The 14,354-nt window shown below is 64.0% G+C and carries 13 protein-coding genes; 5 read left to right on the forward strand and 8 right to left on the reverse strand.

Going from position 1 to position 14,354, the window contains the following annotated elements; all coding sequences use genetic code 11:
- Positions 1-115: 115 nt before the first annotated feature.
- Complete coding sequence (locus AC56KW_RS21170; protein WP_497172646.1) at positions 116-2,449, forward strand: penicillin-binding protein 1A; 2,334 nt, start codon at positions 116-118, stop codon at positions 2,447-2,449.
- Between the two features lie 56 nt (positions 2,450-2,505).
- On the opposite strand, the gene cyaY is transcribed toward AC56KW_RS21170, so the two are convergent.
- Complete coding sequence (gene cyaY / locus AC56KW_RS21175) at positions 2,506-2,835, reverse strand: iron donor protein CyaY (RefSeq protein WP_497172647.1); 330 nt, start codon at positions 2,833-2,835, stop codon at positions 2,506-2,508.
- A gap of 41 nt (positions 2,836-2,876) precedes the next feature.
- Between cyaY and lptM the strand changes: the two genes are divergently transcribed.
- On the forward strand, positions 2,877-3,068 hold the full coding sequence (gene lptM / locus AC56KW_RS21180) for an LPS translocon maturation chaperone LptM (RefSeq protein WP_497172648.1): 192 nt from the start codon (positions 2,877-2,879) through the stop codon (positions 3,066-3,068).
- Positions 3,068-4,348, forward strand: a complete 1,281-nt coding sequence (gene lysA, locus AC56KW_RS21185) for a diaminopimelate decarboxylase (RefSeq protein WP_497172649.1) — start codon at positions 3,068-3,070, stop codon at positions 4,346-4,348. Before lptM ends, lysA begins: the two co-directional genes overlap by 1 nt.
- 12 nt (positions 4,349-4,360) lie before the next feature.
- Here the strand turns inward: lysA and AC56KW_RS21190 are convergent, their stop codons facing one another.
- The 6 genes from AC56KW_RS21190 to AC56KW_RS21215 form a co-directional block, all read right to left on the reverse strand.
- Positions 4,361-5,326, reverse strand: coding sequence for a DMT family transporter (locus AC56KW_RS21190; protein WP_497172650.1), 966 nt, complete (start codon positions 5,324-5,326; stop codon positions 4,361-4,363).
- An 83-nt stretch (positions 5,327-5,409) separates the two neighbouring features.
- The gene (msrQ, locus tag AC56KW_RS21195; RefSeq protein WP_497172651.1) at positions 5,410-6,018 is read right to left on the reverse strand and encodes a protein-methionine-sulfoxide reductase heme-binding subunit MsrQ; all 609 of its coding nucleotides are present in this window, start codon (positions 6,016-6,018) and stop codon (positions 5,410-5,412) included.
- On the reverse strand, positions 6,018-6,998 hold the full coding sequence (gene msrP, locus AC56KW_RS21200; RefSeq protein ID WP_497172652.1) for a protein-methionine-sulfoxide reductase catalytic subunit MsrP: 981 nt from the start codon (positions 6,996-6,998) through the stop codon (positions 6,018-6,020). Before msrP ends, msrQ begins: the two co-directional genes overlap by 1 nt.
- A gap of 79 nt (positions 6,999-7,077) precedes the next feature.
- Entirely contained in the window at positions 7,078-8,256 is a 1,179-nt protein-coding gene (gene ccsB / locus AC56KW_RS21205) for a c-type cytochrome biogenesis protein CcsB (protein WP_497172653.1), read from the reverse strand.
- Between the two features lie 24 nt (positions 8,257-8,280).
- Entirely contained in the window at positions 8,281-10,371 is a 2,091-nt protein-coding gene (locus AC56KW_RS21210) for a cytochrome c biogenesis protein ResB (protein WP_497172654.1), read from the reverse strand.
- Positions 10,372-10,488: 117 nt separating this feature from the next.
- A complete protein-coding gene (locus tag AC56KW_RS21215; RefSeq protein ID WP_497172655.1) occupies positions 10,489-11,163 on the reverse strand; it encodes a c-type cytochrome in 675 nt (224 codons plus the stop codon).
- Between the two features lie 148 nt (positions 11,164-11,311).
- Here AC56KW_RS21215 and yihA point away from each other — a divergent pair, with 148 nt between their 5' ends.
- Positions 11,312-12,061 (forward strand): ribosome biogenesis GTP-binding protein YihA/YsxC, encoded by a 750-nt coding sequence (gene yihA, locus AC56KW_RS21220; RefSeq protein WP_497172656.1) that lies wholly within the window; start codon positions 11,312-11,314, stop codon positions 12,059-12,061.
- Between the two features lie 31 nt (positions 12,062-12,092).
- Entirely contained in the window at positions 12,093-13,100 is a 1,008-nt protein-coding gene (gene hemB / locus AC56KW_RS21225; protein ID WP_497172657.1) for a porphobilinogen synthase, read from the forward strand.
- A 175-nt stretch (positions 13,101-13,275) separates the two neighbouring features.
- On the opposite strand, the gene AC56KW_RS21230 is transcribed toward hemB, so the two are convergent.
- On the reverse strand, positions 13,276-14,217 hold the full coding sequence (locus AC56KW_RS21230; protein ID WP_497172658.1) for a hypothetical protein: 942 nt from the start codon (positions 14,215-14,217) through the stop codon (positions 13,276-13,278).
- Positions 14,218-14,354 lie beyond the last annotated feature (137 nt).

The following is a 14,354-nucleotide window of genomic DNA, read 5'->3' on the forward strand; positions in this document are numbered from 1 at the left end:
TCTGACGTGTTTCTTGCCAGGTCAATATTGCCCTTGAGTTCCGTTAAGCTCCGGCCAGTGTCGGGCACCAAACTGCTGCCTTATAATGAGGCGGATCAACAAAGCGAAAGTCAGCATGAAAGAGAAACAAGCAGCAGCCTCTTCCTCCTCGAAGTTCAGCCCCAAACGCCTGGTTCTGTGGGCCGTCGCCGGCCTGTTCGGCCTGGGCGCCATCGGCGTGCTGGTCGTCGTGTTCGCCCTGGCGATGGCCTATCCGAACCTGCCGGCGCTGGACACGATCACCGACTACCGGCCCAAGATGCCGCTGCGTATCTTTACGGCGGATAACGTCCTGATCGGCGAATTCGGCGAGGAGCGCCGTACCCTGGTCCACTTCAAGGATATCCCCGACGTCATGAAGAAGGCCGTGCTGTCGATCGAGGACGACCGCTTCTACGAGCACAGCGGCATCGACTACCTGGGCATCATGCGCGCCGCCTTCCGCAACGCCACCGGCGGCTCGCGCCAGGGCGCCTCGACCATCACCCAGCAGGTCGCGCGCAACTTCTTCCTGTCGTCCGAGCAGACCTTCAAGCGCAAGGCCTACGAGGCTCTGCTGGCCTGGAAGATCGAGAAGAACCTGACGAAAGACCAGATCCTCGAGCTGTACATGAACCAGATCTACCTGGGCCAGCGCGCCTTCGGCTTCCAGTCGGCGGCCCAGATCTATTTCGGCAAGGACCTGCGCGACATCACCGTGGCCGAAGCGGCCATGCTGGCCGGCCTGCCGAAAGCGCCGTCGGCCTACAACCCGGTCGTCAACCCGACCCGTGCCAGGACCCGCCAGCAGTACATCCTGCAGCGCATGCACTCGCTGGGCTATATCACCGATGCGCAGTTCGCCCAGGCCAAGGACGAGCCCCTCAAGATCAAGTCGGACAGCACCGCCTTCGGCGTGCACGCCGAATACGTGGCCGAGATGGCGCGCCAGCTGGTCTACGAGCAGTTCAAGGAAGACACCTATACCCGCGGCCTGAACGTGTTTACCACCATCACCAAGGCCGACCAGGACGCCGCCTACCTGGCCCTGCGCCGCGGCGTGATGGACTACGAGCGCCGCCGCGCCTACCGCGGCCCGGAATCGTTCATCGAGATCCCGGGTGCCAAGGGCGAGGCCGACGAAGCGATCGAGGCCGAGCTGGCCGAGCATCCGGACAGCGACAACATCATTGCCGCCGTCGTGCTGCAAGCCTCCGCCACGCAGGTCCAGGCGACCATCGCTTCGGGAGACACGATCACCATTTCCGGCCCCGGCCTGACCTTCGCGCGCGCCTGGCTGTCCGACAAGGCGGCGCCGAACCGCCGCGTGCGGCGCGGCGCCGTGATCCGCGTGATGCAGGACGACGAGTCGAAATGGCTGATCACGCAGATGCCTGAAGTGGAATCGGCGTTTGTCGCGGCCAATACCGAGGACGGCTCGATCCGCGCCCTGGTCGGCGGCTTCGACTTCAACCGCAACAAGTTCAACCACGTGACGCAGGCCTGGCGCCAGCCTGGCTCCTCGTTCAAGCCATTCATCTATTCGGCTTCGCTCGAGCGCGGGCTGTCGCCGGCGACGATCGTCAACGACGCCCCGATCAGTTTCGACGCCGGCCAGACCGGCGGCCAGGCCTGGGAGCCGAAGAACTACGACAGCAAGTATGACGGCCCGATGACCATGCGGCGCGGCCTGATGCAGTCGAAGAACATGATCTCCATCCGCATCTTGAACAAGATCGGCGCGCGCTACGGCCAGGAATACGCGGCCCGCTTCGGTTTCGAGCCGGAGCGCAATCCCGCTTACCTGACCCTGGCGCTGGGCGCCGGCGCGACCACGCCGCTGCAGATGGCCGGCGCCTATGCGGTGTTCGCCAACGGCGGCTATCGCATCAGCCCCTACCTGATCTCGAAAGTCACCGACAGCGACGGCAAGGTGCTGTCCGAGGCGCGCCCGGCGCGCGCCGGCGACGAGGCGAACCGCGTGATCGACGCGCGCAATGCCTTCCTGATGGACAGCATGCTCAAGGACGTGGTGCGCCACGGTACCGCGGCCAAGGCGATGGCGCTCAAGCGCACCGACCTGGCGGGCAAGACCGGCACCACCAACGATTCGATCGACGCCTGGTTCGCGGGTTACCAGCCGAAGGTGGTCGGCATCGCCTGGATGGGTTACGACAAGCCGCGCAACCTGGGCGCCCGCGAAACCGGCGGCGGCCTGGCCCTGCCGATCTGGATCGGCTATATGCAGAAGGCGCTCAAGGGCGAGCCGAACGTCGAACGCGAGGTGCCGGCCGGGCTGGTGCAGTATGGGTCGGAGTACTACTATGCCGAGACGCCGCCGGGCAGCGGGGTCGAGACGCTGGACGTCGGACCGCCACCGGCGCCGGAGCAGCAGAAGGAGCGTGATGCGGTGAGGAACGAGCTGTTCTGATCCGCTGATGCGGAAATGACAAAGGCGGCCAATGGCCGCCTTTGTTCATGCCATGGTCAGACCAGCGACACCTGGGCTCCGCCCTGCTCGCCCGCGTACCTCGACAGCGACGCGAAGAACTCGCTGTCGTCACGCGTATTACGCCACTCGTCGCCCACGCGCTTGTAGTGATAACCACCCGAACGCGCCGCCACCCACATCTCTTGCAGGGGCGCCTGGCTGTTGACGATGATCTTGGAGCCGTTGTCGATGAATTCGATCTCCAGCACGTTGCCGCTGCGCTTGCACTCGACGTCGATCACGTCCTCGTCGTTCAGGCGATCGAAGGCTTCCTCGATCTGCTTGAGAGTCAGGTCGGCAAGGTCCAAAAATTCGGTTTCGGTCATGCTACACTCCAAAATCTGCTAATCAAACCGTGATTCTAATCGTGAAGTCCTCTCTTGCGCTTCTTCCGGCTGTTTTACTCGCCGCCGCACTGTCCGGCTGCGGCCAGACCGGTGACCTGTACATGCCGACGCCACCGAGCAGGCCGGCATCTGCCCCGGTCGCGGCGCCGATCGAACAACCACCCCAGCCCGTCCCTTCGAACAACACTTCCACCCCTGCCCCGCACCGCTGATGTCCTATTTTTCGCACCAAGACGGCGTCCTGCACGCCGAAAACGTGTCGCTGTCCGCCATCGCGGAACAATTCGGCACCCCGACCTACGTCTACTCGAAGGCCGCCCTGCTCGAGAATTTCGCCGCCTACCACGACGCCTGCCAGGGCCGCGACGCCCTGGTCTGCTATGCGATGAAGGCCAACTCGAACCTGGCCGTGCTCGACCTGCTGGCGCGCCAGGGCGCGGGCTTCGACATCGTCTCGGGCGGCGAGCTGCTGCGCGTGATCGCCGCCGGCGGCGATCCGGGCAAGACCATCTTCTCGGGCGTCGGCAAGACCGTCGAAGAGATGCAGCTGGCCCTGGAAAAAGGCATTTTGTGCTTCAACGTCGAATCGATTCCGGAGCTGCACCGGCTGGATGAAGTCGCCGGCAAGCTCGGCATGCGCGCGCCGGTCTCGCTGCGCGTGAACCCGAACGTCGACGCCAAGACCCATCCGTATATCGCGACCGGCCTGAAGGCCAACAAGTTCGGCGTGGCCTTCGACGATGCGCTCGACACCTACCGCACCGCGGCGTCGCTGCCCAACCTCGACGTGATCGGCATCGACTGCCATATCGGCTCGCAGCTGCTGGACGACGCCCCACTGCTCGAAGCGCTCGATAAGCTGATCGAATTGATCGATACCTTGCACGCCGAGGGCATCCACCTGCATCACCTGGACATCGGCGGCGGCATCGGCGTCGACTACGGCGTGGCCGGCGACAAGCCGCCGGTGCCGGTCGGCGACTACCTGGGTCGCCTGTTCCAGCGCATCGACGCCTGGCGCACTGAAAAACATGGCGGCCAGCCGGTCAAGGTGATCTTCGAGCCGGGCCGCTCGATCGTGGCCAATGCCGGCGTGCTGCTGACGAAAACCGAGTTCCTGAAGCCGGGTTCGGAAAAGAACTTCTGCATCGTCGACGCCGCGATGAACGACTTGATGCGTCCGACCCTGTACCAGGCCTGGATGAACGTGCAGCCGGTGACCCCGCGCGACGGCGAAAAGCTGGTGTGGGATATCGTCGGCCCGGTGTGCGAATCCGGCGACTGGCTGGCGCGCGAACGCACGCTGGCGCTCGAGCCGGGCGACCTGCTGGCCATCATGACGGCCGGCGCCTACGGCATGACGATGGCGTCCAACTACAATACCCGCGGCCGTGCGGCCGAGGTGATCGTCGACGCTGACGTCACCCATCTGGTGCGGCGCCGCGAGACACCGGCCGAGGTGTTTGCGCTGGAGACGATGATCAATACCTGATCAAACCAGGCGCTAGGTTGCCCTGGAGGCGGCGACATCCGGCATCCGCGTTCGCGTGACGAGCCAGATGCCGCCGCACACCAGCACCAGCGCCACGAGGTTCTTCCACTCGAAGATGGTCTCGCCCAGGAACAGCGCCGACAGCGCGGCGCCGAACACCGGCACCAGGAACGCAAAGATCGTGATCCTGCCGACCGGATTGTGCTTGAGCAGCAGGCTCCACAGCGTGAAGGCGACCGCCGACAGCAAGGCGAGGTAGAGCAGCAGGACGGTCGACGCCGGCGTCATCGCGCCGTAGACGCCGCCGCTCGCGTAACCGCCGGCCAGCAGGGCCAGGCCGCCGATGGCCAGCTGCCAGCCAGTCATCACCATGGCATCCATGCCCGCGGAAACGCGTTTGCCATAGATGGACGCGGCCGACAGCACGAACGCGGCGATCACGATGAAGCCCTCGCCCTGCAGGGAAGCCGGCGCATCGAGCGGGCCGGCGCCGGCATTGACGGTCAGTACGCCGGCAAAGCCGAGCAGGCACCCCACGCTCTTGCGCGTTGACAACTTGTCATTGTGGTAGACGAAATGCGCCAGGAGCACGCTGAAGAAAGTAGTCGTCGCATTCAGGATCGAAGCGCGCACCCCGGTCGTGTAGGCCAGTCCAATGTAGAAAAACACGTATTGCAGGCCGGTCTGGGTCGCGCCGAGCACGACGAGCTGCCCGAATTGATGCCGGCTGAGCCGCAGGACGGGTTTGCCCATGATCGCCGCCAGCACCAGCAGGCACAGGCCGGCCAGCAGGAAGCGGTAGCCTGCGAAAATCAGCTTGGACGGTACATCCTGCTGGGCGATGCCGAGCATCTCGTAGCCGGTCTTGATCGCAGGATAAGAGCTGCCCCACAAGACACAGCATAGCGTCGCCAGTACCAGCACGACCCTGGCCTGGGAGAAAAACTGCAGCCCGTAGCGCTGAGCTGTTTGATTCATTGCTTTGACTCACTGGAACGGTGGCAAAGCTGACAATGATACTAGGCATTGGACGACCCTGCCTGGCGTCGCCCGAGTCGACGCTAGGCCCGGCGCCTGACATGCCAGAACACCCGCAATGCGAGCAGCGCGGTCACGATGGCCCCGAACAGGATTGGCTGCGCGAAGTCGCTCTTGCCCTCCTTCATCCACCAGAAATGCAGGATCGCCAGCGGGCCGATCACATAGACGAGCCGATGCAGCCACTGCCAGCGCTTGCCGCCCAGGCGCTTGATCATCGCGTTGGTCGACGTCGCCGCCAGCGGGATCAACAGCACGAAGGCGATGAAGCCGACCAGGATGAACGGCCGTTTCACGACGTCGGCCAGCATGGCCGCCACATCGAAGAAGTGGTCGAACCACAGGAAGGCGACAAAGTGCACGAATGCATAGAAGAAGGTGAACAGCCCGACCATGCGCCGCAGCTTGACCAGCCAGTTCCAGCCCGTCACGCGTCTGAGCGGCGTGATGGCCAGAGTGATGCACAGGAAATACAGCGCCCACTCGCCGCTGCCGCTCGTGATCGCCGCCAGCGGGTCGGTGAAGGCGCCGGTCGCCGTCCCCCACGCCAGGCGCGCGAAGGGCAGCAGCGCCAGCACGAAGATGGCGACCTTGAGCCACCCGACCTGCTTATTGGAAAGCTGCAACGCCATCAGTAATAGCGCTTCAGGTCCATGCCGGTGTACAGCGAGGCGACCTGGTCATAACCATTGAACATGAGCGTCTTGCGCTTGGGCTGGAACAGGCCGGTCTCGCCGATGCGGCGCTCGCTGGCCTGCGACCAGCGCGGATGGTCGACATTCGGGTTCACGTTCGAATAGAAACCGTATTCGCGCGGCGCCGAGTCGTTCCAGGCGGTGCGCGGCTGGCGCGACACCAGGCGGATGCGCACGATCGACTTGGCGGACTTGAAACCGTATTTCCAGGGCACGATGAGGCGCACCGGGGCGCCATTCTGGTTCGGCAGCACCTGGCCATACATGCCCATCGTCAACAGGGTGAGCGGATGCATGGCTTCGTCGATGCGCAGTCCCTCGACATAAGGCCAGTCGAGCACGCCGCTGCGCAGGCCCGGCATCTGCTTGCGGTCGGCCAGGGTAGTGAATTCGACGAACTTGGCGTTGCCCGTCGGCTCGACCTGCTTGAGCAGGTTCGACAGCGAATAGCCGACCCAGGGGATGACCATCGACCAGCCTTCGACGCAGCGCAGGCGGTAGATGCGCTCCTCGAGCGGCGCCAGCTTGAGCAGGCCGTCGATATCGAGCGTGAGCGGTTTGTTGACTTCACCCTCGATGCGCACGGTCCATGGACGGGTGCGCAAGGTGTGCGCGTTCTGGGCCGGGTCGCCCTTGTCGAGGCCGAATTCGTAGAAATTGTTGTAGCCGGCGACGTCCTTGAACGGCGTCTGCTTTTCATCGGTCGACAGCGCCACATTGGCGCGCGCCGCCAGTTTCTGGGCAGGCGCGCCCTGGGCGAAGGCTTCGCGGTTCGCCATCTCCCAGACGCCGCTGCCGACTGCCGCCGTGGCCGCCATGCGGGTGATGAACTGGCGGCGTCCTTCGTACACCGCCCGCGGTGTGATCTCGGACGGGAACGGGAGGTCGATCCCGTTCGGATTGCGTTTGAAGAGCATGGCTGGCCTCGCGAACAAATGGTGTGCTTACATTACACCAAGTTCACTTAAGCCAAGGTTAGGTGCCCAACCCAGGGGCTTACAGCTCGCCGTACGAGTGCAATCCCGACAGGAACATATTTACGCCCAGGAAGGCGAACGTCGTCACCAGGAGACCCACCAGCGCCCACCAGGCCGCCACCCGCCCGCGCAGTCCCGTCATGAGACGCATGTGCAGCCACGCCGCATAGTTGAGCCAGACGATCAGCGCCCAGGTCTCTTTCGGGTCCCACGACCAGTAACCGCCCCAGGCCTCGGCCGCCCACAGGGCGCCCAGGATGGTCGCGACGGTAAAGAACGCGAAGCCGACCGAGATCGACTTGTACATCACGTCGTCCAGCACCTCGAACGATGGCAGGCGGTCGGCCAGGATGCCGTGCGACTTGAGCAGGTAGGCGCTGGCGACCATCGCCGCCAGGGCGAAGGTGCCGTAGCCGATGAAGTTGGCCGGTACGTGGATCTTCATCCACCAGCTCTGCAGCGCGGGCACCAGCGGCTGGATCTGGGCGGCGTCGCGCGACACCGTGTACCACAGCAGGAAGGCCACGGCCGCGCCGATGATCAGCATCACGAACGGGCCCAGCTGGCGGGTGGCGTAGTGTTCTTCGTAGTAGAGGTGGAACAGCGCGGTGATGATCGCGAACAGGATGAACACTTCGTACAGGTTCGACACCGGGATGTGGCCGACGTCCGGCCCGATCAGGTAGCTTTCGTACCAGCGCACCATCATGCCGACCGAGCCGAGCACCACGGCGGCCCAGCACAGGTTGGCGCCGACGCTGCCGCCGAACTTGCCGCGGCTGAACAGGCCGACCCAGTAGAACACGGTCGAGAACATGAACAGCGCGCTCATCCACAGAATGGCCGAGCCGCTCGACAGCATGTATTTCAAGAAGAACTTTTGCTCGGCCGCCGCCAGGCTGCCGTCGTACATCGAGATCGCGCCCAGGGACAGGACGCCGACCAGCGGCACCAGCCAGCGCATCGGTTTCCAGTACCAGCCCAGCGCCGCGAACACCGGCGCGGTACAGATCAGGATCGCTTCTTCATAGATGTCCATGAAATAGCCGTATTGAATCTGCGCGTACAGGGCCGCCGCGCACAGCGCGAGTCCGTACAGCCAGTCGGCCACGGTCAGGCGGCGGAAGTAGCCGACCCGTTCCTGGTATCGCTCAGTCGAACGCGCTGCGGCGCCGGTTTTGGTTTGGGACAATTCCATCGTTTTCTCCAGATCGCCACCAGCTTACGCCGGTTGCGGCAGCTTGACCGACAAGTCGTCGAATTCGCGCTCGAAATCGAGCGTCTTGCGCTGGGTGCTCATCGCCATCAGGGCTTCGGCCCCACCATCTACGTCACGCACCCAGATCCAGACGCGCCGCTCGCGAATATAAAACATCGCGAACACTCCCAGCGTCAGCAGCACGCAGCCGAAGTACACCACATTCTTGCCCGGCGAACGTGTCATCTGCAGCACCGACGCCTTCACTTCGGTGAATTCATCGAGCTGCAGATACACCGGCGCGCCGTACAGGAAGCTGTCGGACAGCGCATTGGTGGCCAGTTGCAGGAAGCGGCCGCTTGCCTCGGTCGGCTCGGCCGCCGCGTCGCCGTTCCGCTCGCGCGCCACCTGCCACAGCTCCCACAGCGCGCCGTTGAGCATCTTCATGAAGATGCCGGCGGCCTTTTCCTGCTCGGCTTGCGGGATCTGTTCCAGGAAGCGGGCCACGCCGACGAAGCCGCCACGACCATCGCCGCCGGCGAAGATGTCGAGCGTGCGCGCCGCCGAATCCTTCAACTGGCCGGCCAGCGCGCCGCTGCGCTGCTCGGCGCTCAGGGCGCGGGCGGCGTAGCGGGTCGCGGCTTCCTGGCGCGCGACCGGATCCGACAGCGCCGCGCGCAGGCGCATCCAGTCGCCCACGCCATGGCGTTCGTCGGAAGGAATGCGCAGGAAGCTGAAGTTCTCGGACGGGTTCGCGCGCACGCCGGCCAGGTAGACTTGCGCGCCTTCGAGCGTCAGCGGCTGCATGTAGTTCATGTATTCGCGCGCCTGCCCCGTTTGGTCGCGCAGCTTGTATTGCACGCTGGGGCCGACGTTTTTCAGGTCCTTGTTGGCGTCCGGGTCGGCCGCGGCGCCCGATGCCTTGCCCAGGGTGGCGGACAGCTGGGCGTTGAGCGAGGTGTTCCTGCTCACCCCGCGCGTGTCGTTGCCCTGGGCGATATTCTCGACGTTGAAGGGACGGAAGCCCGACCACTCGACCGAATAGATGTCCTTGCCGAACTTGAGCTCGGTCTCGCCATTGACGATGCCCTCGATCGCGAAGCTGGCCGCGCTGCCGCCCGTCATCGGGAAACCCGTCAACTTGAGCTTGCTGCCGCCATCGTCGAAGCTCGACTGGTAGACGGCGATGCCCTTGTAGATCAGCGGGTGGTTGACCTTGATGGTGGACTCGAACTTGTGGCCGGTTTCCAGGTCGTGCACCACGACGTCGCTGGCGAACAGCTTGGGCATGCCGGTCGAGTAGAACTCGATATGGAATTTCTTGAGCTCGATCCCGAACGGCAATTCCTGCACCAGCACGCCGGACGGTTGATTCAGGATCGCGGTATGGCTGGTCTGGCCCTCGGCGATCGCGGTATTGCCGCGAAAGCTCGGGTTGCCCACGCCCAGGCGGTGCTGGGCCGGGATCTCGGCGATCACGCCACTGCCGGTGAAGGGCGTTTTACCAAGGAACCACTGCTGGACGCGCACCGGGAGTTCCGAGTCCAGCATGCCGCCCAGCAGGATCACGATGATCGCCGTGTGGGCGAAGATATAGCCGAACTTGTTGCCGGCGCCCTTCTTGGCCGATACCAGGACCGCACCGTCTTTTTCGACCATCCTGGTCGCGTAGCCGGCGTGGCGCAGGCGCAGCGCGCTCTGGGTGGCCAGCTCGGTGCGCGCCAGCGGCGACTGCCATTGGTGCTTATGATGGAAATTGCGCAGCGACTCATAGCGCACGCTGTCGCGCCAGCTGCGCATATCGCGCAGCATCCGGGGCGTGTTGCGTACCACGCACAGGGCGGTGGAGACGATCAGCACCACCAGGATCACCAGGAACCACCAGCTCGAATAGACGTTGTACAGGCCGAGCTTGCTGAAGATCTCGAACCAGAACGGCCCGAACTGGTTTACGTAATTGGGCATCGGCTCGTTCTGCTTGAGCACGGTTCCAATCACGGAGGCGATGGAGATGATCGTGAGCAGGCTGATCGCGAAACGCATCGACGAGACCAGCTCGACCGCCTCGGCCAGCCAGCGGCGGCGGGTATTGAGTTCAATTCCGGTGGTACTCATACGCTACAACTTTCATCCGGCGCGGGTTCTGGCCCGCGCGTGGAAAAAAGGGCGCCAGCTCCACGCTGCCGCCCTTTCTCCGTTCATCTCATGCTCATGCTGGCGCTAAAGAAACACTTAACGCAGGCCGGCGATATAGTCGGCCACGGCACGCATCTCTTCTGGCGACATGCGCTGCGACAGCACCGTCATCTGCGGGCTGTTGGCGCGGGTACCGGTCTTGAACGCCTCGAGCTGGGCGGTGGTGTAATCCTGGTGCTGGCCGGCCAGGCGCGGGTATTGCGCCGGGATGCCGTTGGCGGTGGCGCCGTGACAGCTGGCGCAGGCGGCCACCCCTTTCTCGGCGATACCGCCACGATAGATCTTGCGACCCAGCTCGACGGTATCCTTGTTTTTCGCCGCGCCAGGCTTGTGCGCCTGCGTCGCGAGCCAGGCTGCGATATCCTTCTTCTCCTGCTCCGTCAGCATCTTGGCATACGTCGTCATGATCGGCTGCTGGCGGTGGGCGGTGGTAAAGTCGATCAGCTGCTTGTGCGTATAGGTCGCGAACTGGCCCGACAGCTTGGGATTGACCGCGATCGTCGAGTTGCCGGCAGCGCCGTGGCAAGAAAGGCAGGAAGGCAGGCCGCGTGCGGGATCGCCGTTTTCGTACAGGGCGCCACCCTTGGCCGGATCGGCTTTGACCGCTGGCGCGGTTGCGGCGGACGCCGCCATCGCCGCCGGTAATCCCCCAAAAACAGTTAGCGATGTAACCAACAGTGTTGTGAGCAGGGGGGACGACAAGCGATTCATAAACGCACCTTGAAAAAGTCAACGTTGAAAAGTTCAGTGCAGCGCCTCTAGATCGTGACCGCCGGAGGGCGGAGCAGCAATCAACCCCTTATTGTACAATAGCTTTGTTTCCCAAACGCCATTTCGTAGCCTCTTATCCCTCTCCCCAATGTCCAGATTATGGCAAGCCCGGTTCTTCACGACCGTTAACCAGCTACGCGATTTGCCCGGCACGCAAGTACCGGAAATCGCCTTCGCCGGGCGCTCGAACGCCGGCAAATCGACAGCGATCAATATCCTGACGAACCAGAAGGGTCTGGCGTTCGCGTCCAAGACGCCTGGCCGTACCCAGCACATCAATTATTTCTCGATCGGCGGCGCCCACGTGGGCCAGCACCGCAAGGATGCCGTCCGCGTCGACGAGATCGAAGCGCTGCTGGTCGACTTGCCGGGCTATGGCTATGCCGAAGTCTCGGGCACCGCCAAGCTGCACTGGCAAAAGCTGCTGGGCGACTACGTCCAGCGCCGCGACCAGCTGGCGGCGCTCATCCTGATCATGGATTCGCGCCGTCCGTTCACCGACCTCGACGTGCAAATGCTGGAATGGTTCGCCCCGACCGGCAAGCCGATCCACTGCATCCTGACCAAGGCCGATAAGCTCAACCGCAACGAGTCGACCAACGCCCTGCGCGAAGCGCGCGCCGTGCTCGACAGCTATGTCGATGAAGAAGGCAATGGCTTCCCGTTCACGGTGCAGCTGTTCTCGGCGCTCAAGCGCATCGGCATCGAAGAGGCGGACGCGAAGATCCTGGAACTGGCCGGCTTGACCGGCACGGATGGCGAGGCAGAAGCAGGTGAAGACACCGGCAACATAGAAAGTGCTGCGCCGTCGGCGGACGACGATAATCCCTCCGCCTGAATTTGCAAGACCCTTTGCAAGGACCAACACGATGACCATCATCACCTCCGCCTATCCGGCGGCCCGCCCGCGGCGCATGCGCCGCGACCCGTTCTCGCGCGCCATGATGCGCGAAAACACCATCACGTCCGCCGACCTGATCTATCCGGTGTTCGTGCTCGAGGGACAGAACCAGCGCCAGCAGGTGGCGTCGATGCCGGGCGTGGAACGCGTCTCGCTCGACCTGCTGCTGAAAATCGCCGAAGAGTGCGTGCAACTGGGCATTCCGGCCATGGCGCTGTTCCCGCTGGTCGACCAGTCGGTCAAGACCTATGACGGCATCGAGGCCACCAATCCTGACGGCCTGGTGCCGCGCGTGGTGCGCGAACTGAAAAAGAATTTCCCGGAGCTGGGCGTCATCACCGACATCGCGCTCGATCCCTACACGACCCACGGCCAGGACGGTCTGCCGGACGAGAACGGCTACATCGTCAACGAAAAGACGATCGAGATGCTGGTGAAGCAGGCGCTCACCCACGCCGAGGCCGGCGTCGACATCGTGGCGCCGTCGGACATGATGGACGGCCGCATCGGCGCCATCCGCCAGGCGCTTGAAGCCCAGGGCCACATCCATACCCGTATCATGGCCTATTCGGCCAAGTACGCGTCGAGCTTCTACGGTCCGTTCCGTGACGCGGTGGGCTCCAGCGCCAACCTGGGCAAGGCCGACAAGAATACCTACCAGATGGATCCGGCCAACAGCGACGAGGCGCTGCGCGAAGTGGCGCTCGACCTGGCCGAAGGCGCCGACATGGTGATGGTCAAGCCGGGCATGCCCTACCTGGACGTGGTGCGCCGTGTGAAGGACGAGTTCAAGGTACCGACCTTTGCCTACCAGGTCAGCGGCGAGTACGCGATGCTGAAGGCGGCGGCGCTGAACGGCTGGCTCGATCACGACAAGGTCATGATGGAATCGATGATGGCGTTCAAGCGCGCCGGGGCCGATGGCGTGCTGACCTACTTTGCGCTGGATATCGCGCGCAAGCTCAAGGCCGGCTGACCAATGCTGTTCCGTTGAAGTCGCTGGTGGACGGCTCTGCCGTCCACGCGTTCAACTCACGGATGCGATCTGACAGTGCATGCCTGGTTTGAACGCGTGGCGGCTGCCGCCCACCCACGGTTCTCGCTGACTGGCCGCCATGCGTGCCGAGGCACGGTTTTTGTTGGCGCGCCGATTACCGTCCCGGCACTGGCCGATAATCGGGGAACATTTCTTTATACAGGAACTCCATCAGCCGATCGGTATCCTGCGGTCGTGCGCTCAGTTTCACGACCCGTCCCAGGCGGTGCGAATCCCACTCGAAATCGCCCTTCTTCTCGCGCCGGATCAGCTCGATCATCTTCTTGATCACCGCGGTCTCGATATCGCGCTCGCTGCCCTGCTCCACCGTCACCGCCGTCAGCCAGCGCCGCTTGAAGCTCGGGTTCCAGCCGCGGAACTTGAGGTCCATGGTGTTGAAGGTCTTGTTCGTGACCGAGAAGATGCCGCCGGTCTCGTTGCTGTCGTCGGTGCCGCGGCCGTTGATGGCGGCGATGTTCGCCAGCGCGTTGCGGGTGCCGCGCGCGGCGTCGCTTTCCTGGGCCTGGACTTCACTGCCGGTGGGCGCGCCGCGGCGCTCGCGCTGGGCTTTCACGTAGGCCGCCATGTCCATGTCGGGCGGCACCTCGGTCGGCGGCTGCTGGCGCGGCGGTTGCGGCGGGGCCGGCGGTGCGGGCCGCTCGTTGGGAATGGTGATCGTGTCCGGCAGGCGCTGGACGATGATGCGTTCCTGCTCGACGCGCGGTACCGGCGGCGCCGGCAGCGGCCGGGGTGTCGGACTTGGCGTCGCCTCGACCGGCGAGGTTTCCTGCAAGGGGGCGACATAGACCACCTGGCTGTCGCCCTGGTCCTCGGACGCCGGACGCGCCGTACGCTGTTCCTGCTCTTTCGGCTCATAGAACCACAGCAGCACCAGCAGCAGGTGGACGGCGATCGTGCCGCCCACGCCGAAGCGGTTCGGTCTCTTGCGACCGTAAGTCATCCCCAGCCCATAGCGCGGCCCCGAGGGCGGCAACGGCTGCCCGCAGTGGGAACACACTTCACTGTCCTGGTCGTAGGTGTGGGAATGGTCACGCAAGATGGATCGATTTCCTGGAAGCTACGTCTAAAAAAACGGCAGAGAGCCGCAGTCTAACCGTTTTAGGGCGCAACCGCATCACGCTAGCTACCGCGCCACCCTGCCCGGACCGTTGATGGTTGTTACCAAATGTTTCC

The sequence above is a fragment of the Telluria sp. RT2P19 genome, from assembly GCF_059685725.1.